Annotated in this window: 16 protein-coding genes and 1 tRNA gene; 7 read left to right on the forward strand and 10 right to left on the reverse strand. The window is 45.9% G+C overall.

Translation table 11 applies throughout. From position 1 onward, the window contains the following. Nucleotides 1-24 precede the first annotated feature (24 nt). The 3 genes from C2756_RS04420 (at nt 25) to nadB (ending at nt 6,506) form a co-directional block, all read left to right on the forward strand. The gene (locus C2756_RS04420) at nt 25-1,827 is read left to right on the forward strand and encodes an NAD(P)H-dependent oxidoreductase subunit E (protein ID WP_215320328.1); all 1,803 of its coding nucleotides are present in this window, start codon (nt 25-27) and stop codon (nt 1,825-1,827) included. Nucleotides 1,828-1,848: 21 nt separating this feature from the next. Then, nucleotides 1,849-4,743, forward strand: coding sequence for a formate dehydrogenase subunit alpha (gene fdhF / locus C2756_RS04425; protein WP_215320331.1), 2,895 nt, complete (start codon nt 1,849-1,851; stop codon nt 4,741-4,743). Between the two features lie 101 nt (nt 4,744-4,844). Next, entirely contained in the window at nt 4,845-6,506 is a 1,662-nt protein-coding gene (gene nadB / locus C2756_RS04430; protein WP_215320333.1) for an L-aspartate oxidase, read from the forward strand. A 5-nt stretch (nt 6,507-6,511) separates the two neighbouring features. Here the strand turns inward: nadB and C2756_RS04435 are convergent, their stop codons facing one another. The 6 genes from C2756_RS04435 to pgi all read right to left on the reverse strand — a co-directional run bounded on the left by C2756_RS04435 (nt 6,512) and on the right by pgi (nt 12,223). After that, nucleotides 6,512-6,784 (reverse strand): BrnA antitoxin family protein, encoded by a 273-nt coding sequence (locus tag C2756_RS04435; protein ID WP_215320336.1) that lies wholly within the window; start codon nt 6,782-6,784, stop codon nt 6,512-6,514. Then, the gene (locus C2756_RS04440) at nt 6,744-6,956 is read right to left on the reverse strand and encodes a BrnT family toxin (protein ID WP_251370098.1); all 213 of its coding nucleotides are present in this window, start codon (nt 6,954-6,956) and stop codon (nt 6,744-6,746) included. Before C2756_RS04440 ends, C2756_RS04435 begins: the two co-directional genes overlap by 41 nt. 226 nt (nt 6,957-7,182) lie before the next feature. Next, entirely contained in the window at nt 7,183-8,037 is an 855-nt protein-coding gene (nadC, locus tag C2756_RS04445; protein WP_215320338.1) for a carboxylating nicotinate-nucleotide diphosphorylase, read from the reverse strand. A gap of 38 nt (nt 8,038-8,075) precedes the next feature. Further along, nucleotides 8,076-9,203, reverse strand: coding sequence for a quinolinate synthase NadA (gene nadA, locus C2756_RS04450; RefSeq protein ID WP_215320340.1), 1,128 nt, complete (start codon nt 9,201-9,203; stop codon nt 8,076-8,078). Between the two features lie 39 nt (nt 9,204-9,242). Then, complete coding sequence (locus tag C2756_RS04455) at nt 9,243-10,640, reverse strand: phosphomannomutase/phosphoglucomutase (RefSeq protein WP_215320343.1); 1,398 nt, start codon at nt 10,638-10,640, stop codon at nt 9,243-9,245. Nucleotides 10,641-10,690: 50 nt separating this feature from the next. After that, nucleotides 10,691-12,223, reverse strand: a complete 1,533-nt coding sequence (gene pgi, locus C2756_RS04460; RefSeq protein WP_215320345.1) for a glucose-6-phosphate isomerase — start codon at nt 12,221-12,223, stop codon at nt 10,691-10,693. Between the two features lie 150 nt (nt 12,224-12,373). Here pgi and C2756_RS04465 point away from each other — a divergent pair, with 150 nt between their 5' ends. Beyond that, nucleotides 12,374-13,519 (forward strand): NAD(P)/FAD-dependent oxidoreductase, encoded by a 1,146-nt coding sequence (locus tag C2756_RS04465; protein ID WP_215320348.1) that lies wholly within the window; start codon nt 12,374-12,376, stop codon nt 13,517-13,519. Between the two features lie 34 nt (nt 13,520-13,553). After that, nucleotides 13,554-13,643: transfer RNA gene (locus C2756_RS04470), tRNA-Ser, on the forward strand. A gap of 40 nt (nt 13,644-13,683) precedes the next feature. On the opposite strand, the gene C2756_RS04475 is transcribed toward C2756_RS04470, so the two are convergent. Both C2756_RS04475 and C2756_RS04480 read right to left on the reverse strand, forming a co-directional pair. Beyond that, entirely contained in the window at nt 13,684-14,643 is a 960-nt protein-coding gene (locus tag C2756_RS04475; protein WP_216860854.1) for a hypothetical protein, read from the reverse strand. A 6-nt stretch (nt 14,644-14,649) separates the two neighbouring features. Continuing rightward, complete coding sequence (locus C2756_RS04480; protein WP_215320350.1) at nt 14,650-15,876, reverse strand: CaiB/BaiF CoA-transferase family protein; 1,227 nt, start codon at nt 15,874-15,876, stop codon at nt 14,650-14,652. Between the two features lie 75 nt (nt 15,877-15,951). On the opposite strand from C2756_RS04480, the gene C2756_RS04485 reads away from it, so the two are divergent. Both C2756_RS04485 and C2756_RS04490 read left to right on the forward strand, forming a co-directional pair. After that, nucleotides 15,952-16,935, forward strand: coding sequence for a tripartite tricarboxylate transporter substrate binding protein (locus tag C2756_RS04485; RefSeq protein WP_215320353.1), 984 nt, complete (start codon nt 15,952-15,954; stop codon nt 16,933-16,935). A gap of 9 nt (nt 16,936-16,944) precedes the next feature. Further along, nucleotides 16,945-17,742: an enoyl-CoA hydratase/isomerase family protein gene (locus C2756_RS04490; RefSeq protein ID WP_215320355.1), complete on the forward strand. Its 798-nt coding sequence runs from the start codon at nt 16,945-16,947 to the stop codon at nt 17,740-17,742. Between the two features lie 30 nt (nt 17,743-17,772). Here the strand turns inward: C2756_RS04490 and hemW are convergent, their stop codons facing one another. Beyond that, a complete protein-coding gene (gene hemW, locus C2756_RS04495) occupies nt 17,773-18,963 on the reverse strand; it encodes a radical SAM family heme chaperone HemW (RefSeq protein WP_215320357.1) in 1,191 nt (396 codons plus the stop codon). After that, entirely contained in the window at nt 18,956-19,558 is a 603-nt protein-coding gene (gene rdgB / locus C2756_RS04500; RefSeq protein WP_215320359.1) for an RdgB/HAM1 family non-canonical purine NTP pyrophosphatase, read from the reverse strand. The genes hemW and rdgB overlap by 8 nt, the downstream gene beginning before the upstream one ends. Nucleotides 19,559-19,562: the final 4 nt, after the last annotated feature.

Raw genomic sequence — 19,562 nt, forward strand, 5'->3', positions numbered from 1 at the left:
TTAAAACGATAAAGATTAGAGAATATGAATCACCCAAAGCCTTCCCAAGAAGTTAAAGCAGTTGCAGTAGCTACTGCAGATGATTTGAGGGAGACCATTCGCCGTAAAAGTAAATTAAAAGGTCGTCAAGCAGATGACGCATCTTTGGCAGAGGTTCGACAGCTGATTGGTGAGGCAGCCCATCGTCGCGACTTGCTGATTGAAAATCTTCATAAGCTGAATGATGAGTATCGTGCATTACATGATCGACATTTGGTTGCTCTGGCAAAAGAAATGAATTTGCCGATGGCTGAGGTTTATGAAGTCGCCACTTTTTATCATCACTTTGAGGTAGTGCGCGGCAACGATCCTGTGGCGGATATCACTGTGCGCGTATGTGATGGAATTGCTTGTGAATTAGCTGGTGCACAAAACCTAATGGCCAAACTTCCTGCGATTTTAGGAAATCCCAAGGTCAAAGTAATAGCAGCTCCTTGTGTGGGTCGTTGCGAGCAAGCGCCTGTAGCGGTAGTGCATCAATATCCAGTGCTATTTGCTACAGCAGAAAAAGTTAAGGCTGCGGTCAGCAATCAATTAACTACCCAGCCAATGGCAAAAGATGATGCCAGCTTTGATCCGGCTGCATTAGCAGAGCATGGTGTATCTCCGCAAGGTGATAACCAAGCAGTTTCACCTGACTATGTTGGCTATGAGGCTTACCGTGCTCAAGGTGGTTACACATTAGCTAGAGAAATTCATGAAGGTAAGAGAGACGCTGAGAGTGTAATCAAGGCGATGGAGAGTTCTGGCCTGCGTGGCTTGGGTGGCGCAGGTTTTCCAGCAGGTCGCAAGTGGCGCATCGTGAAAGATCAAACAGCACCTAAGCTCATGGCTGTCAATATTGACGAAGGTGAGCCTGGCACTTTTAAAGATCGAACCTATTTAGAGCGTGATCCCCATCGCTTCCTTGAGGGCTTACTCATTGCAGCAAATGTCGTTGGGATTAATGCTTGCTACATTTACTTGCGTGATGAGTATCACGGCTGCCGTGAATTGCTCGAAAAAGAATTAGCAAAGCTCAAAGCAAATCCACCATTTCCGATTCCTAATATTGAATTGCGTCGTGGTGCAGGGGCCTATATCTGCGGTGAAGAATCCGCCATGATTGAAAGTATTGAAGGCAAGCGTGGTGAACCGCGGATGCGTCCCCCATACATTGCACAGGTGGGTTTATTTGGTAGACCAACTCTTGAGCACAACTTTGAAACTTTGTATTGGGTGCGTGACATTATTCAACGCGGTCCGGAGTGGTTCAGTTCTTTCGGTCGTCATGATCGTAAAGGCTTGCGGAGTTTTAGTGTAAGTGGGCGCGTGAAAATGCCAGGTGTGAAGTTGGCACCAGCTGGTATCACGATTCAAGAATTGATTGATGAGTACTGTGGTGGCATGCAAGATGGTCATCAGTTCTATGGTTATTTACCGGGTGGCGCATCGGGTGGTATTTTGCCGGCGACCATGAATGATATTCCGCTGGACTTTGATACCCTGCAACCGTTCGGCTGTTTCATCGGTTCTGCTGCAGTGATGGTGTTTAGTGACAAAGATAAAGCACGTGATATGGCTTTGAATGTGATGTACTTCTTTGAGCACGAGAGTTGTGGTCAGTGCACTCCATGCCGAGTTGGTACCGGTAAAGCTGCGAAATTGATGCAAGCGAAATCATGGGATCAAGAAACCCTCGAAGATTTGGCTACTGTAATGGTAGATGCGTCGATTTGTGGCTTAGGTCAAGCCGCACCAAATCCGATTCGTTGTATTCATAAATATTTCCCACAAGAAATCGTATAAAAAGGGAAGAACGAGACACCTATGAACGCACCAACCAATCCAAAAGAAATCGAACTCCAAACCGTTGAGTTCAAGCTCGACGGCAAGACGATTGTTTCTTATGAAGGCGAAACTATTCTCAAGGCTGCAAAACGTCATGGGATTGATATTCCCCATCTCTGTTTCAAAGATGGTTACCGTCCTGATGGTAACTGCCGAGCTTGCGTTGTGGAAATCAATGGTGAGCGTACCTTAGCTCCAAGTTGCTGCAGAAGTGCAACATCAGGTATGGAAGTTAAAGCCAATAGCGAGCGCGCTATAAAAAGTCAAAAACTGGTACTGGAGATGTTGCTCTCCGATATGCCTGATGAAGGTTTTAAGTGGGTTGGTGATAGCAAAGCAGAAGAACAAAAGCATCAACATGGTGAGCTCAGTACTTGGGCTGCGCGGATGGATGTCACAGTGCGCCCAGAGCTGAAAGCCTTACGGCGTGAAAAAGTTGCTCACGATATTTCCCATCCAGCAATGGCAGTTAATCTTGATGCCTGTATTCAATGTAATCGTTGCGTGCGTGCTTGCCGTGAAGAGCAGGTCAATGATGTCATTGGCTACGCGATGCGTGGGGCCCACAGCGAGATTGTGTTTGATCTCAATGATCCAATGGGTGACAGCACTTGCGTTGCCTGTGGCGAGTGTGTACAAGCATGTCCTACTGGTGCATTGATGCCAAAAGGCTTAATTGGCTCACAAATAGTAGATCGCAAAGTGGATTCTGTATGTCCGTTTTGTGGCGTGGGTTGCCAGATAACTTACAACGTCAAAGATGAAAAGATTGTGAGTGTTGAGGGTCGCGATGGCCCAGCCAACCATAATCGTTTATGCGTCAAGGGCCGCTTCGGCATGGATTACATCCATAATCCACAGCGCTTAACAAAACCACTCATTCGTAAACCAGGGGTGCCTAAGGATGAATCTATTCTAGAAGGTAAGCAAGACTGGTCAGATATCTTCCGTGAAGCAACTTGGGAAGAGGCTTTGGATTTTGCTGGCGGCAAGCTTAAAGAGTTAAAAGACAAACACGGCCTTAAGGTCTTGGCTGGCTTCGGCTCTGCTAAAGGTAGTAATGAAGAGGCGTATTTATTCCAGAAATTAGTTCGTACTGGATTTGGTAGCAACAACGTTGATCACTGCACCCGTCTTTGTCATGCCTCATCTGTTGCAGCGTTATTAGAAGGTGTTGGTTCGGGCGCTGTTAGTAACCAAGTCAATGATGTTGAGCACTCCAGTTTGATTTTCTTGATTGGATCAAACCCAACAGCTAATCATCCTGTCGCTGCAACTTGGTTTAAGAATGCTGCTAAACGCGGTGCCAAGATTGTGTTGTGCGATCCTCGTATGACCGAGATCAGTAAACATGCTTGGCGTACCATGCAGTTCAAGCCAGATACTGATGTGGCAATGCTCAATGCCATGATCTATACGATTATTGAAGAAGGCTTGGCCGACAAAGACTTCATTACGAATCGTGCCAATAATTATGAAGCGCTTAAAGACAATATCAAGGGCTATAGCCCTGAAGCCATGGCGCCGATCTGCGGTATTCCACCCGAAACTCTGCGTGAAGTGGCTAGAGAGTTTGCTACTACAAAATCAGCCATGATTTTGTGGGGTATGGGTATTAGCCAGCACGTTCACGGTACAGATAATGCGCGCTGCTTAATCGCCTTGGTGACTATCACCGGCCAAATTGGTAAACCTGGCTCAGGACTGCATCCACTGCGCGGTCAAAATAACGTACAGGGTGCTAGTGATGCTGGTTTGATTCCGATGATGTTCCCTAACTATCAACGAGTTGATAATCCAGAAGCGCATGCTTGGTTTGAAAAATTCTGGGGAACGCCTCTTGATAAGAAACCTGGCTATACCGTGGTAGAGATCATGCATAAGATCACTGCGCCTGATAGTGATCCAGATAAAATTCGCGGTATGTATGTCGAGGGTGAAAACCCAGCAATGAGCGACCCCGATCTCAATCATGCTCGCCATGCACTAGCCTCTCTAGAGCATTTGGTAGTGCAGGATATCTTTATGACTGAAACCGCATTGCTCGCTGACGTTGTTTTACCTGCAAATGCTTGGCCTGAGAAGGTCGGTACTGCAAGCAATACGGACCGTATGGTGCAGATGGGTAAAAAAGCAATCAATCCTCCTGGCGAAGCTAAGCCTGATCTGTGGATCATCCAAGAGCTTGCTAAGCGTATGGGCCTCAATTGGAATTACCCAGGTCCTGATGCTGGAGTTGCAGCAGTCTATGAAGAAATGCGTCAAGCAATGCATGGCGCAATTAAAGGCATTACTTGGGAGCGCCTTGAAAAAGAATCGAGTGTCACTTACCCTTGTTTATCACTTGAAGATCCTGGTCGTCCAATTGTTTTTGATGACTCTTTTGATACTCCTGACGGCAAAGTCAAACTCGTTCCTGCGGATATCATTCCAGCAAATGAACGTCCCGATACTGAATATCCATTTGTACTGATTACTGGTCGTCAGCTGGAGCATTGGCATACCGGTAGTATGACGCGCCGTGCAACCATACTGGATGCAATCGAGCCCATGGCAACTGTCTCAATGCATGGGGAAGATATGACCCAGTTAGGCGTTTCTGCTGGTGATGTCATTACTGTGCAATCACGTCGTGGCGAAGTTGGTATCCATGTACGTAGAGATGATGGTACGCCAAGGGGTGTGATCTTCATACCATTTGCTTACTATGAAGCTGCGGCAAATTTGATTACCAATTCAGCATTAGATCCATTTGGCAAAATCCCAGAATTTAAATATTGTGCAGTCAAGCTCGCTAAGGGCGGTGATGTTGCCAAGATTATGGGCTACGGCACTAATGCACCAAATGGACCAGAGTTAACCGTCAATATCTAAGCGTCTATCCGTTCAGATTTATTGCAGTAAAAAGACTCCAAAAATGGAGCCTTTTTACCTAGAGCTCACGAATTTGATTTGCCCTTTAGAATGATCCCTCTATGGCAAGTTCATCACCATCACCCTCACCCTCCCAAAACCAAGCTGAGTTACCAGTTCTCATTATTGGGGCAGGATTAGCCGGTTTAACCGTTGCTCTACACATGGCTGAGAACCAGCCAGTCATCTTGATGGCCAAACGGGGCTTGAGTGAAGCTGCCACTGCTTGGGCCCAAGGTGGCATTGTTGGCGTGGTGGATAAAGAACATGACAGTATTGACTCTCATGTGGCCGACACTATAGATGCCGGTGCTGGACTGGTAGTGGAGTCAACTGCTCGCTACATCGCTGAAGAGAGTGCTGAAGCCATTAAATGGTTGGTGGAGCAAGGCGTTCCCTTTACCGAAGATAAGTCTGGTCCCATGGGTTTGCATCTCACTCGTGAAGGTGGCCATAGTCATCGTCGAATTGCGCATGCTGCTGATGCAACTGGTAAGGCGATTCATGAAGTGTTGCTGGATAAAGCAAGGGCCCATAAAAATATCCGAATTTTGGAACATTGGATTGCACTCGATCTCATTACCAATCGTCAACTAGATGCTAAGACACAGCGTAGCAAGCCAAATCGGTGTTATGGCGTATATGCCTTAGATATTGAACAGAATCGTGTTGAAACAATTGAAGCCAAGTCAGTAGTCTTAGCTACCGGTGGTGTTGGCAAAGTCTATCGCTACACTAGTAATCCTGATACCGCCACTGGCGATGGTATTGCCATGGCTTGGCGTGCAGGTTGCCGTGTAGGCAATATGGAATTTATTCAGTTTCATCCTACCTGTTTGTATCACCCCAGTGATCGTACCTTCCTCATTACTGAAGCAATGCGTGGTGAGGGTGGCTTATTGAAACTGCCCGATGGCACTCGTTTTATGCCAGCCCATGATGAGCGCAATGAATTAGCTCCCCGCGATATCGTGGCGCGTGCCATCGACTTTGAAATGAAGAAGCATGGTCTTGATTATGTTCATTTAGATGCGACTCATCTTGGCGAAGCATTTATTAAAGAGCATTTCCCAATGATTTACGCGCGTTGCTTAAGTCTTGGCTTGGATATCACCAAAAAGCCAATACCGGTTGTACCTGCAGCGCATTACACCTGTGGTGGCGTCGTAACCGATCTTAAGGGCCGCACTGATTTACCAGGCCTATATGCAGTTGGTGAAGCAACTTATACTGGTTTACATGGTGCTAATCGCTTAGCAAGTAACTCACTTCTCGAGTGCGTGGTGATTGGTAAAGCTGCAGCAGAAGATATCTCGAATCTAAAGACTCCAGTAATGCCACATCTTCCTCTTTGGGATGAGAGCCAGGTAGAAGATGCTGATGAGCAGGTGGTGATCGCCCATAACTGGGATGAATTACGTTCTTTGATGTGGAACTACGTTGGTATTGTGAGAACCAATCGCCGATTAGAGCGGGCGCTCCACCGAATTAAACTTCTCAGATATGAAGTGCAAGAGTATTACGCCAACTTTAAAGTGACGCGAGATCTGATTGAATTGCGGAACTTACTGGAGTGTGCTGAACTCATTGTCAGATCAGCACTCATGCGCAGAGAAAGCAGGGGATTGCATTACAGCCGGGATTACCCAGGTACTTGGGCGGTCTCATATCCAACGATTTTGACCCCTCAAGCTGAGGGTAGCTCAGAAAATTCTGAGACCTAAGCGATTTATAGAGTGCCCTTTAGAACGGCCTCTTTAATATGTTTACTCAAGCGGGTTTGCCAGCCTTTACCGCTCGCACGTAATTTTTCTAAGATATCTGAATCCAATCTAAGACTTAGCATTTCCTTTGCATTCTGAATTGGAGGGCGACCAACACCTCGCTTAATTAAAGTATCGCCAACATAAACATGTGCATCTCGAAACCACTGCTCATCCAGTTCGGGCGCGTCATCCGGATCAACCCAATCTTTCGATATATTTTTTAATTTCACGTTCATTTGCTCTCCTTAAGCTGATGATCCTTCTGGTGTTACCTCTATACGTCCAAACCAACACAACTGGAAGGTGATCTAAATAGCCAAAAGTGATCATCCTTGTTTCCCCATAATTCTTTCTATCGTCTAGCTGGTCCATATGGGACAAAGCAAAGACTTCGTTTGCTCTCGCCATGTCTAACCCCCTTACAAAAAGGGTAATTTCACGCTTCACATCATCAAACTCGATCACGTATCCACCCAATTAATGTATATACAAAAATAATCAATGTCAATACAAAAATTGAGAAAGAGACGGCGGGCCCAATTAATGCAAGGACATTAGTCTAGAAATGAAAACCCCCACTGCATATCAGTAGGGTTTGAAGAGTTTGTCAGTCAAAGACTGATGAAGAGAGGTGCTACAAAATTCTCATCGAGAAATCTACGGCATTCACATCCTTGGTTAGCTTGCCTAGTGAGATGCGATCCACACCAGTAGCAGCAATCGCGCGCATCTGATCTAAATTAATCCCACCAGAAGCCTCTAGTAAGGCGCGACCATCCGTTAAAGCGACAGCTTGTTTCATTTGATCGGTATTGAAGTTATCAATCAAGATACTCTTGGCACCAGCAGCCAAAGCTTCTTCCAATTCAGCAAAGTTTTCTACTTCAATCTGAATCTCGACTCCAGCATTGAGTGCTTGGGCATTCTTTAAGGCTGCAGTAACACTACCTGCAGCAGCGATGTGATTCTCTTTAATGAGGATGCCGTGCCATAGTGCGAGTCGTTGATTTTGGCCGCCGCCTAAACGAACCGCATACTTCTGCGCCTGACGTAAACCAGGAATTGTTTTACGGGTATCCAATACAGTACAGCCGTTTGGATTAGGGCTGGCCCCGGCAATCGCATCAACGTGTTGACGAGTAATACTGGCAGTCCAAGATAAGGTTTGCAAGAAGTTAATACAAGTACGCTCAGCAGACAGAAGGGCTTGAGAGTCAGCTTCTATATCGCATACCTTAGTATCAGGCTTCATCAAGTCCCCTTCGATGTAATGCCAAGTTACCTTTGCATTGGGATCGAGTTTCTTGAGCGTGCCTTCAAACCAATCTACACCGCAGAGCACTGCTTCTTGGCGAACAATTAGTTGTGCCTGCACTGTTTTATTGGGAACTAACTTGGCAGTCCAATCACCCTTGCCAATATCTTCCATAAGCGCATCCTGAATATTGCGTTGGCGAGCTTGCTCTAAGGTTTCGTTGGTATCAAACATGAAAGAATTATTAATATATAAAACTAAAAGTAAAAAAGCTAAGCAGCGCCAATATTCTTGACAAAGCCATGCTGTGCTTTGGCTAAAAGATCAGGGTGGTTTTTAGTAAAGTCCAGCATGCGCTCAATACAAACCAAAGCTTTTGTTCGAGTAGGTTCTTCAACAAAGATTTCACCGGAAGTATTTTCCAGGCAATCTAAAATACCTTGAAGACCATTCATCGCCATCCAAGGACAGTGAGCGCAGCTCTTACAGGTGGCGCTATTACCGGCAGTGGGAGCCTCAATCAATTTCTTGTTAGGGGCTAACTGGCGCATGCGATGCAAGATACCCTTATCCGTGGCCACAATATATTCGCTTGCAGTACCTTCAACCACTGCTTTGATCATGGCTGAGGTTGAGCCAACAACATCAGCCAAATCAACCACAGCTTGGGGTGACTCGGGATGCACCAAGATCATGGCATTGGGATGGGCGGCTTTGAGAATTTCTAATTCAGCCGCTTTAAATTCATCATGCACGATACAGGCACCATTCCATAACAACATATCAGCACCAGTCTGTTCTTGAATATACCTACCGAGATGTCGATCCGGTGCCCATAATATTTTTTTACCTTCAACTTTAAGTTGATGCACGATTGCTAAAGCGCAAGAGCTAGTGACCATCCAATCCGCTTGTGCTTTTACTGCAGCACTCGTATTGGCATACACCACCACAACTCGATCAGGATGGTCTGCGCGAAATTTGGCAAAGTCATTGGCATCACAACCAAGATCTAAGGAGCAGGTTGCATCTAAGTCTGGCATAAAGACACGTTTTTCAGGGCTGAGAATCTTTGCTGACTCACCCATAAAACGAACGCCGGCAACAATGAGATTCTTGGCAGGATGGTTCTTACCAAACCTTGCCATTTCTAGAGAGTCAGCTACAAAGCCACCAGTCTCCAAAGCCAAGTCTTGAATATCGCCATCAACATAGTAGTGAGCAATCAGAGCAGCATCTTTTTCAATCAAGAGCTGCTTGATGCGGGCAATGACAGTTACTTTTTCAGGGGCCGCCAAATAAGGCGGGACCTTTGCCCATGCTTGGGCAGTACAGGTAACCCCAGCAGCATCTTGCTGAGGGTAGTCAAAGGCAATCGGGGCGCTAACAGTTGAATTCATACGAAATCTTAATCCAGTCCCGATATTTTTGCGTCGTCACTAAAACGGCAACTTCGCATCTGGCTTGGCAGCCAACAGAACAGCTTTAAACTCTGCCTGAATACGCTTAATCGCTTCTTCACTATCTGCTTCAAAGCGCATCACGACCACTGGAGTGGTATTTGAAGGCCTTGCTAAGCCAAAGCCATCGGCATATTCCACGCGCACACCATCGATCGTATTAATCGATTGAGAGGTAGGGAACTTAGCATTGGCTTTAATACTGTCTAGCAAAGCAAATGGCTCACCCTCTTCACAAGCGAGCTGTAGTTCTGGAGTGCAGATGGCATTAGGCAGTTCATTGAGCGTCTTGCTAGGATCTTTTTCTTTAGAGAGGATTTCTAAAAGACGAGCAGCTGTATAGAGACCATCATCAAAACCAAACCAACGGTCCTTAAAGAAGATGTGGCCCGACATCTCACCAGCTAGGGGTGCACCAGTTTCTTTTAGTTTTGCTTTCACCAAAGAGTGACCCGTTTTCCACATCAAGGGCTCGCCACCATGCTGCTTAACCCAGGTGGCTAAGTTACGGGTACATTTCACGTCATAAATAATCTGACCACCAGGATTTCTAGAGAGAACATCCTTAGCAAAAAGCATCATTTGACGATCTGGGAAAATCACTTGACCATCTTTAGTCACAACACCTAAACGATCGGCATCACCATCAAAGGCAAGGCCTAATTCGTTATCCGTGTTTTGCAAATTTTTAATCAGATCCTGAAGATTCTCAAGATGTGCCGGGTCAGGGTGATGATTGGGGAAATGACCATCGACTTCACAAAACAGCTCTTGTACTTCGCAACCGAGAGCCCTAAAGAGTTTGCCAGCAAACGCACCGCCCACGCCATTACCGCAATCGACGGCAATTTTCATCGGGCGAGAAATTTTGACATCACCTACGATGTACTTGAGATACATCGGGAAAATATCAAAGCTACTGCGAGTGCCGAGTTTATTGGATTCGCCAGCAGCAAATTGTTTGGCTTCAATACGTTTACGCAAGGCCTGAATCTGATCCCCATAAATCGCAGCACCACCTAGAACCATTTTGAAGCCGTTGTAGTTTGGTGGATTATGGCTACCGGTAATCATGATGCCGGACTTGGGCTGTTTACCATCAAGGATTTGATTCGCACCGAAGTAGACCATTGGGGTAGCAACCATACCCAGATCAATCACGTTAATGCCAGTGGAGAGTAGACCTTCAGTTAAGGCTTCAATCAGGCTCGGTCCAGATAAGCGACCATCACGACCAATCACAATTTCCATCTCGCCAAGCTCGCGCATCTCAGTACCAAAGGCTTGACCAATGAGTTTGGCAAGCGATGGATCTAAGGTTTCATTGATGATGCCGCGAATGTCATAAGCCTTAAAGATAGATGGAGAGAGTTGCATGAAACACCCTTAAATGAAAGGAAGCGCTGGGCGCAAAATAAATAAAAAAATTAAGAATTTGAATTCAGGAAATTAATGCGCTCGGCAGTGATAGCATCCACACTCTCATTGGCAACAACTTGGTCTGAGCCACTCGCCAATGCTTTTTCAATTGGCTTTGCCAACACCTTCCCATACTCAACACCAGGTTGATCAAAGCTATTGATATTCCAGAGCGCACCCAAAGTAGCAGCACGGTTCTCGTACAAGGCTAGTAATGCACCTAAATAGAAAGCATTGAGTTCAGGCAGTAGTAGTAAGTTGCTTGGGCGCTTACCTGGATAAACATTATTTGGATTGTTATCAGTCTTGCCGTGCGCTAAAGCCTGAGCCTGCGCTAGGCAGTTCGATAACAAAATACGATGATGCGCTACGGACTCAGGCCGAGCGCTCATGGTTTTGCGCACAGCAATAAAATCAATCGGAATGATTTCAGGGCCTTGGTGGAATAGCTGGAAGTAGGAGTGTTGCGCATTGCTGCCCGCACTACCAAATACTACTGGTGAAGAATATTTCACTGGCTTACCGTCTTTACCAACACTCTTGCCATTGCTTTCCATGTCCAGTTGTTGCAACCATTTCGGAAACCAATCTAAAGCATCTGCATAGGGAATGGCGGCATACGCTTTAATACCATGCTTTTCTTGTTGATACAGTAAAGCTAGCGCCATGATGACGGGTAGATTATTTTCTAGGGGTACATTCTTAAAATGCAAATCCATTGCATGTGCACCAGCCAAAAATTCCTCAAAGGTCTTAAAGCCATATTGCAAGGCAATGGGTAAGCCTACTGCTGACCAAACAGAGTAACGGCCGCCAACCCAATCCCAGAAGGGAAAGATATGATCATCTGCTATACCAAACTCTTTGGCAGCAGGTACATTAGCAGTTACCGCAAATAAGGCTTTAGCAATCTGACCTTTTGTGCAGTTGTTATCTTTCAACCAAGCGACTACTGCCTTGGCATTCATGGTGGTCTCTAGGGTCGTAAAGGACTTTGAAACAATAATCACGCGAGTGCTATTGGGTTGTGCACGATCCAGAATCCGGGCTAATTCAGCGGTATCAATATTGGCTAGAAAATGCATCCGCATGCCACGACTCTCAATGTCGGGCACATGGGCTAGTGCTTCAATGGCTAAGCGTGGTCCAAAGTCTGAACCACCAATACCAATGTGAATAACATCGGTAACACCAACCCATTTATTGCAGAGCGCTTCAATCCTTCGCCAAACATCCGTCACGGCAGGCATGACATCTTGTCCGTCTAGGATAACTGGCGATTTTGAAAGGTTGCGCAGTGCTGAATGCAGAGCGGGGCGATCTTCGCTTTGGTTGATATGCTTGCCAGCGAACATATCAGCGATAAATTCTGGAAGCTCAGACTTACGCGCTAGCTTAAATAGATCAGACCAATTATTAGAATCAATCCCTTGATAGGCCGTATCTAAAACAACATCGACTGCAGTGTGCGCTCCATTCGGCATGCTGCCGTGGAGGTTTTGAGCACTGTGCACGTTGTTCGAATCTGGCTTTGAAGACATATCTTGATTTTATCAATAAGGGGGTCAAAAACCCCTAAAACACTGAAAATGTTAGGATTTCGGTATATTGAGTGTCATCAAATAGTCATAAATAGAGATAAATAGATCATCAAGTAAGTAAATAGACAAAACGAATATAGGCGGGGATGGATGGAGCAGGTTGATTGTGTTGTTGTGGGTGCTGGTGTTGTCGGACTCGCTGTCGCACGTGAAATGGCACTTCAAGGTCGCGAGACCATCTTGCTTGAGCGCGAAAGTGCGTTTGGCACCATCAGCAGCGCCCGAAATAGCGAAGTGATTCATGCCGGCATCTACTATCCCAAGGACTCACTCAAAGCCAAACTTTGTGTAGAAGGGAATCGCCTGCTCTATGACTATTGCCGCAGTCATCAAGTAGCCACTCAGCCCTACGGCAAGCTCATTGTCGCTGCTGATGAAGCACAGATTGATGACTTGCAAGCGATTCTCTACAAAGCCCAAAATAATGGCGTACCAGAGATCAAAATGATTTCAGGTAATGAGGCAATAGCGCTAGAGCCCAAGCTCAGATGTGTGGCAGCGATTTTGTCTGCCACTACCGGTATTGTCGATAGCCATGGTTATATGCTCTCGCTGTTGGGCGGCTTTGAAGATGCGGGTGGCATGGTCGCCTATCAATCCCCATTAATAAGCGTTAAACCTGTTGGTAAAAATGCGGAAGGTGGATATGAGTTACTTGTTGGTGCTGCCGATGGCGCTGATAGTATGAGAATTCAGACAAAGTTACTCATCAATTGTGCCGGCATGAGTGCGCCAGCAGTAGCTCACAAAATTGAAGGACTCAAGCAAGAGCAAATACCTAAAGCCTATTTTGCAAAAGGTAACTACTTTTCTTTATCTGGAAAATCGCCATTCACGCATTTGATTTATCCCATTCCTGAGCCTGGAGGTTTAGGAGTTCATCTGACTTTAGATATGGCTGGCCAAGCCAAGTTTGGGCCTGATGTGGAATGGTTGGATATTGATGCTGAAGAGCAAATTGATTACACCGTTAACCCAAAGCGAGGAGAGGGCTTCTATGAGGCTGTGAGACGCTATTGGCCAGACCTTAAAGATGGTTCCTTGCAACCTGATTACTCTGGGGTGAGAGCCAAAATTGTTCCTGCCAATACTCCAGCAGGAGACTTTTGCTTCAATAGTCCACAAGACCATGGCCTGCACGGGCTCTACAACCTTTATGGCTTTGAGTCCCCAGGGCTCACTTCTAGCCTTGCTATTGCGAAACATTTAGAAGAGCAAATCAAAAAGTCTTTATAATCTGGGACTTGAATCAGATCTGATTCCAGCGAATGGAAGAGTGGCAGAGCGGTTGAATGCACCAGTCTTGAAAACTGGCGAGGATGAAAGTCCTCCGTGAGTTCGAATCTCACCTCTTCCGCCAAAATATCAAATGAAAAGGGGCTCAGTAGCCCTTTTTTGATTTAGAAACTGGCTGCTAAGCCAATTGAAGTGCCTCTCACATTCAGGCCGAACTGGTAGCGGAATACAAGACGTATCCTGCTGAATATGGGATCAGATGCACTTCGATCCAGCTCAATACCAGTTCCGAGAGACGACAGCGAGCTAAATCCAAGCGTTCCACGTAAATCTCCTAAAAATTGAGTATTGGCTACTTCAAAAACTGCTCTGAGCGGTCTGTCTAGTGCCATAAAAGGCGTGGGAATTCTACTGCGTGCCCAAAACGATAGACTTTGTGAATCGGCGGATCCCTGAACTGCAGTGGAGCTATCAAAAGTTTGAATGCCAATATTGGTGTAACGCAATTCGATATCAATTTCTTGATCAGGTTTGTAGTTCTCATAATCTAGCATTACTGATCCTCCTAACCCATAGGAGTTCATCCGACCACTATTAATAAACTGTAAATTGATGTCACGATTATTGTTGATATAACGTGTGGCAATAGAAGCATCACTTTCTAAATGTCCAAGCATGACATTAGCTATGGGCCTAAAACGTAATTGATCTGTAATAGGGAAGTCCCAGCCGATACCGCCTGTTCCAGTGATGCTATTCCAATACATGGGTATGTTCACAGAGCTATTGCCAACCCCGTCAGTAAATGTTGGGTTATAGCGATTGAATGCTATTGTTCCTTCCATATAGAGTGGGAAATTGGCGCTAATACGATCTCCTCCGCCTAGTGAAGTCATTTGTAAGTCAGATCTACCACTGCTGCTTGAATTGATTTTTAGATTTCCTGTGGTGACATCTGGTGTGAGCGAGTACCCAGTGATCGTCATCAAAGCATCTGCACGCTTTTTTAAATAGTTGGTGCCCGCATCCTGAAGGGGTGTCTGCGCATTCACAGGATGCGTGATGCATAAAAGATATAGGGCTAATAAATATAAATGTTTCACTGATGGGTAAATATAAAACACCACAATCTATGGTTTAAATGCCCCGCCAGCTTCGAGCGCCTTGAGTTCATCACCAGTAATACCCAGCTCTGCTAATAATTCACTAGTATGTTCACCCAATAAAGGGGGATGCTTATGAACTTGTTGTGGCGTACCCATCAGCTTGACTGCAAAACCAATATTAGGAACCTTGCCTTCAATTGGGTGGTCTATTTCCATGCGCATATTACGATGGCGACCATGCTCGCTATTAAAGGCCTGCGGATAAGTATTGATCGGACCCGCTGGAATGCCTTCAGCTAATAAAGGGCCCACCCATTCATCACTCTTTTTACTGACAAACGTTTTTTCAAGTTCAGCAGCCAACTCAAGACGATTTGCTAAGCGTAAAGGATTGGTTTTAAAGCGCTCATCCTCAAAGAGTTCCGAGCGTCCAATCTTTTCACAAAGAAGCTTCCAAAGTTTTTGATTAGTGGCACCCATCACGAAGTAGCCATCAGAGGCTTTCATAGCTTGGTAAGGAGCGCTCATATGATTGGCTGTGCCCAATTTATAGGGCTCAACACCCGTTCCCCAGTATTGCGCCGTATCCCAAATAGAAAACGCTAATGCAGAATCGAATAGGGAGGCGTCAATAAATTGCCCCTCACCCGATTTGGTTTTGCCAATATAGGCAGACAAAATTCCATAAACCGCAAACAGAGCGCAACCGATATCAGCTACTGGCACGCCCGCCTTAACGGGCGGACCATCGGGGTAGCCGGTAACACTCATTACGCCAGACATGGCTTGCGCCATTAAATCAAAACCAGGACGATCTGCCCAGGGTCCTGTTTGTCCAAAGCCAGAGATGCTGGCATAGACCAAGCCGGGATTCATCTTTTGCAGCGTGGGGTAGTCAATCCCGAGTTTTTTCATCACGCCGGGGCGATAGTTCTCAACTAAGATATCGGCAGTTTTAACAAGCTCAAAAAATACTTTTTTCCCTGCTTCTGTTTTGAGATTGATGGTAAGACTGCGTTTATTGCGATTCATATTCAGAAAGCCCATGCTATCTGAACCTTTCATCTTAAATCCCATGGCACCACGAGTTTGATCACCAGTGCCCGGTGGTTCAATTTTGATGACATCAGCGCCCAAGTCAGCCAAGAGCATGCAGCAGTAGGGGCCAGCCATCACTTGGCTCACATCCAGCACTCTCACTCCAGATAGGGGGAGGGGTTTAGTGCCTGCTTTCGTAGGTGTTTTCGTCATTGTCTCGATGGTTTATATATGTTTAGAATGAAGTTCTAATAGTATCAAACACATTAAAACAATATTGGAGGCATTATGTTCCTGAAACCCTTGGCGCTTCGTAGCTTAGTGGCATTAGCGCTAGGAGCTTATTCATGGCTCGCTCTTGCACAAGCATCCTTTCCAACAAAACCGATTCGCTTGATTGTCGGTTTTGCTCCTGGTGGCGGCACTGATATTGTCGCTCGTGCCATTGCCCCAAAAATGAGTGAGATCCTTGGTCAGAGTGTGATTGTGGAAAACAAATCAGGTGCTGCGGGAACGATTGCTGCAGACCAGATCGCTAAATCTACTCCGGATGGCTATACCTTGTTAGTGGGGCATTCCAATTCCAATGCAATCGCACCATTTGTATTGACTAATGTGCCATACAACCCAGCGACAGATTTCACGCCAATTACCTATCTCGGTTATGTACCAAACGTTTTAGTCGTGAAGTCTTCATTGCCGGTGAACTCAGTAGCGCAGCTCATCTCATTAGCTAAAGCCAACCCAGGTCAAATGACTTACGGCTCCTCTGGTATTGGCAGTACTCAGCACTTAGCTGGTGCTTTGTTTGGAAAGATTGCAGGTATTCAGATCAATCATGTGCCATACAAAGGCAGTGGCCAAGCCATTATTGATTTACTCGGTGGTCAAATCACGATGAACTTTGACACTTTACCTCCGAACTTACAGCAAATTAAAGACGGTAGCCTAAAAGCCTTGGCAATCTCAACACCCAAGCGTTTATCGATTCTTCCCAATGTTCCAACCTTCAACGAGGTTGGCATCACTGGTTTTGATGTGACTAACTGGTATTCCATCATGGGGCCAAAAGGAATGGATCCAGTAGTTGTGAATAAGATTGACCAGGCTGTTAAAGCGGCGATGGCTGATCCTCAAATTAAGAAAACATTGGATTCGCAAGGCTTGCAACCTGAAGGCCCAGTAACACCGGCAGCATTTAGCCTATTTTTAACAGCTGAGCTTGCTAAGTACCAACGTTTGGTCAAGAGCCTGAACATCAAGGCTGAATAAGTTTCACGCATGACACAAAAAGAGCTGGACGCTAGGGTCGCACAAGTCACTATCGAGTTGCGCGACAAGATTGCGTACATTACCTTTGATCATGTCGCTGCGCGCAATGCGATGACGGTTGAGATGTACCAAAGTCTCAAAACAATCTGTGAGGATCTTGCCAAGAATCCAAGCATTCGTGTTGCTATCTTTCGGGGTGCAGGCGGTAAGTCTTTTGTCTCGGGTAGTGACATCGCTCAATTCACTAGCTTTAAAGACGGGGAAGATGGTATTCGATATGAAGAGGCAATACATGACTATCTCAACCCCTTAGCATTACTTCCGATCCCAACCATTGCTGTAATTGATGGCATGGCAGTCGGCGGTGGCCTAGCAATTGCGACTTGCTGTGATTTTAGGATCTCCACGCCAGATGCCAAGTTTGGTGTTCCCATTGCTAGAACTCTTGGTAATTGTCTTTATCCCGGCAATATCGCCTGGTTAGCCGCTCATATGGGTATGAATATTGTTAGGCGCATGCTTCTCTTGGCTGAGATGGTTTCGGCTAGGGAGTTGCATGCTCAGGGTTACTTGCTGGCTACGCATGATGCTGATCGGCTTGGCAATCAAGCAGACATTTTAGCTGAGCGCCTATCTAAACTCGCTCCGATTACGCAAAAAGCCAGCAAGCTCGCGATGGCCAGGATTATTGCCAATCAACTTCCAGACTGCCAAGACCTGATTCGTGAAACTTACGGCAGCGATGATTTCAAAAACGGCGTAGCTTCGTTTTTAAAGGGTGAGCCACCAATTTGGGTTGGCAAGTAGTTAGAATGTAAGTCAGATGAGCAAATCAGCTCAATCTAAAAATACCTCTTGCAGATTATTTAAGTAGCGCAAGCCTAATGCTGAGGCTTTGAGCTTGCTGGGGTTCTCATCCAACAAGCCTTTTTTGCTTGCTTCGGCTAAGCCTTTGCTAATGACGCTTAAAGGCAGACCAGTGCGCTCACTAAAGGTATTGGTGTCAACACCATCGGTCAAGCGCAGGGTGTTGAGCATAAATTCAAAAGGTAGATCTTTAGCCTCAATCTCCTTGGATTCAATCAAGGCATTGCCTTTGTCTTCCATGGCAGACATATAGGTATCTGGATGACGCTCTCTTACTTGACGGGTAATTTTGCCTGGGAAAGAAATTTTTCCATGGGCGCCAGCACCAATGCCAATGTAGTCACCAAAGCGCCAATAATTGAGATTGTGTTTGCACTCTTGATCCTTCTTGGCATAAGCAGAAACTTCGTAGCGCTTGTAGCCAGCCTTAGCTAGTAGATCGAGATTCTGTTCAAAGATGGCATCAATTTCATCATCATTGGGTAGCTTTGGCGGAAAGCTAGCGAAGTAAGTATTAGGCTCTAGTGTGAGATTGTAAAAAGATAAATGAGGTGTCTTGAAGGATAGGGCAGTCTCTACGTCAGCCTTTGCAGCCTCGAGACTTTGATTGGGTAAGCCATACATCAGGTCTAGGTTGACCGATTTGAAGTTATCTAAAGCAATCTGAATAGCCCGTTTAGCTTCTTCGCCATTGTGTATGCGCCCCAAAGCCTTGAGTTGTTCATCTTTAAAACTTTGTATACCTATAGATACTCGGTTGATGCCACACTTCGCAAAAGCGGCAAACTTATTAGCCTCAATTGATCCAGGATTGGCCTCCATCGTGATCTCAGCATCTGCATCTAAATTGATGCGAGCACGAATGGCAGAGAGTAATTCATCCATACCTTCGGGTGATAAGAGGCTGGGTGTACCTCCGCCAATAAAAATGCTGTGTACTTGTCGACCCCATATATTGGGAAGCTCAGTTTCTAGATCGGCAATCAATGCTTTGATGTAGCGCTGCTCATCAAAGCCAGACATATTGCCGGACCCTCCTTTAATCTGATGAGAGTTGAAATCGCAATAAGGACACTTCTTTTCACACCAAGGGAAGTGGATATAGAGGGATAAAGGAGGAAGTGCTGTTAGCGAAACAGCATTGGCTTGCAACTTAGGCACGGCTAGATCGAGTCTGCAATTGAATAATCAGCTCGCGCAAGGCTTGACCACGATGGCTAATGGCATTCTTCTTCTCGGGTTCCAACTCTGCGGCTGTAAGGCCTAATTCTGGCAGAAAGAAATACGGATCATAGCCAAAGCCATTAGTACCTTTTGGATCGTCAATTAATGTTCCATACCACCGCGTTTGTACGATCATGGGTTCTGGATCATCAGCGCTGATGACAAATACTAAAGCGCAAACATAATGTGCGCCGCGATTGATTTGCCCCTTTAATTCCTGAATTAACTTTTGATTATTAGCAGCATCATTCGCTGGCTCTCCAGCGAAACGCGCTGATAAAACGCCAGGTTGACCATTTAATGCATGTGCGCAAATGCCAGAGTCATCAGCCAATGCCGGCAGACCGCTAGCTGCGCTAGCATGACGTGCTTTAGCAAGCGCATTCTCTATAAAAGTGTGATGAGGTTCTTCTGCAGAAGGGATACCCAATTCGCCTTGGGGAATGACTTGGAAATTTAAGGGCGCAAGAAGTTCCTGAAACTCCCGAACCTTGCCAGCGTTATTGGACGCGAGAACCAGCTTTTGGACCATGCTT

It is taken from the genome of Polynucleobacter sp. UB-Siik-W21 (assembly GCF_018687415.1).
Lineage (GTDB): Bacteria > Pseudomonadota > Gammaproteobacteria > Burkholderiales > Burkholderiaceae > Polynucleobacter.

Bases quoted from the DNA above. Each gene is read 5' to 3' on its own strand.
- C2756_RS04420 (WP_215320328.1), top strand. From the start codon at position 25: ATGAATCACCCAAAGCCTTCCCAAGAAGTTAAAGCAGTTGCAGTAGCT.
- fdhF (WP_215320331.1), top strand. From the start codon at position 1,849: ATGAACGCACCAACCAATCCAAAAGAAATCGAACTCCAAACCGTTGAG.
- nadB (WP_215320333.1), top strand. From the start codon at position 4,845: ATGGCAAGTTCATCACCATCACCCTCACCCTCCCAAAACCAAGCTGAG.
- C2756_RS04435 (WP_215320336.1), bottom strand. From the start codon at position 6,784: ATGAACGTGAAATTAAAAAATATATCGAAAGATTGGGTTGATCCGGAT.
- C2756_RS04440 (WP_251370098.1), bottom strand. From the start codon at position 6,956: ATGGCGAGAGCAAACGAAGTCTTTGCTTTGTCCCATATGGACCAGCTA.
- nadC (WP_215320338.1), bottom strand. From the start codon at position 8,037: ATGTTTGATACCAACGAAACCTTAGAGCAAGCTCGCCAACGCAATATT.
- nadA (WP_215320340.1), bottom strand. From the start codon at position 9,203: ATGAATTCAACTGTTAGCGCCCCGATTGCCTTTGACTACCCTCAGCAA.
- C2756_RS04455 (WP_215320343.1), bottom strand. From the start codon at position 10,640: ATGCAACTCTCTCCATCTATCTTTAAGGCTTATGACATTCGCGGCATC.
- pgi (WP_215320345.1), bottom strand. From the start codon at position 12,223: ATGTCTTCAAAGCCAGATTCGAACAACGTGCACAGTGCTCAAAACCTC.
- C2756_RS04465 (WP_215320348.1), top strand. From the start codon at position 12,374: ATGGAGCAGGTTGATTGTGTTGTTGTGGGTGCTGGTGTTGTCGGACTC.
- C2756_RS04480 (WP_215320350.1), bottom strand. From the start codon at position 15,876: ATGACGAAAACACCTACGAAAGCAGGCACTAAACCCCTCCCCCTATCT.
- C2756_RS04485 (WP_215320353.1), top strand. From the start codon at position 15,952: ATGTTCCTGAAACCCTTGGCGCTTCGTAGCTTAGTGGCATTAGCGCTA.
- C2756_RS04490 (WP_215320355.1), top strand. From the start codon at position 16,945: ATGACACAAAAAGAGCTGGACGCTAGGGTCGCACAAGTCACTATCGAG.
- rdgB (WP_215320359.1), bottom strand. From the start codon at position 19,558: ATGGTCCAAAAGCTGGTTCTCGCGTCCAATAACGCTGGCAAGGTTCGG.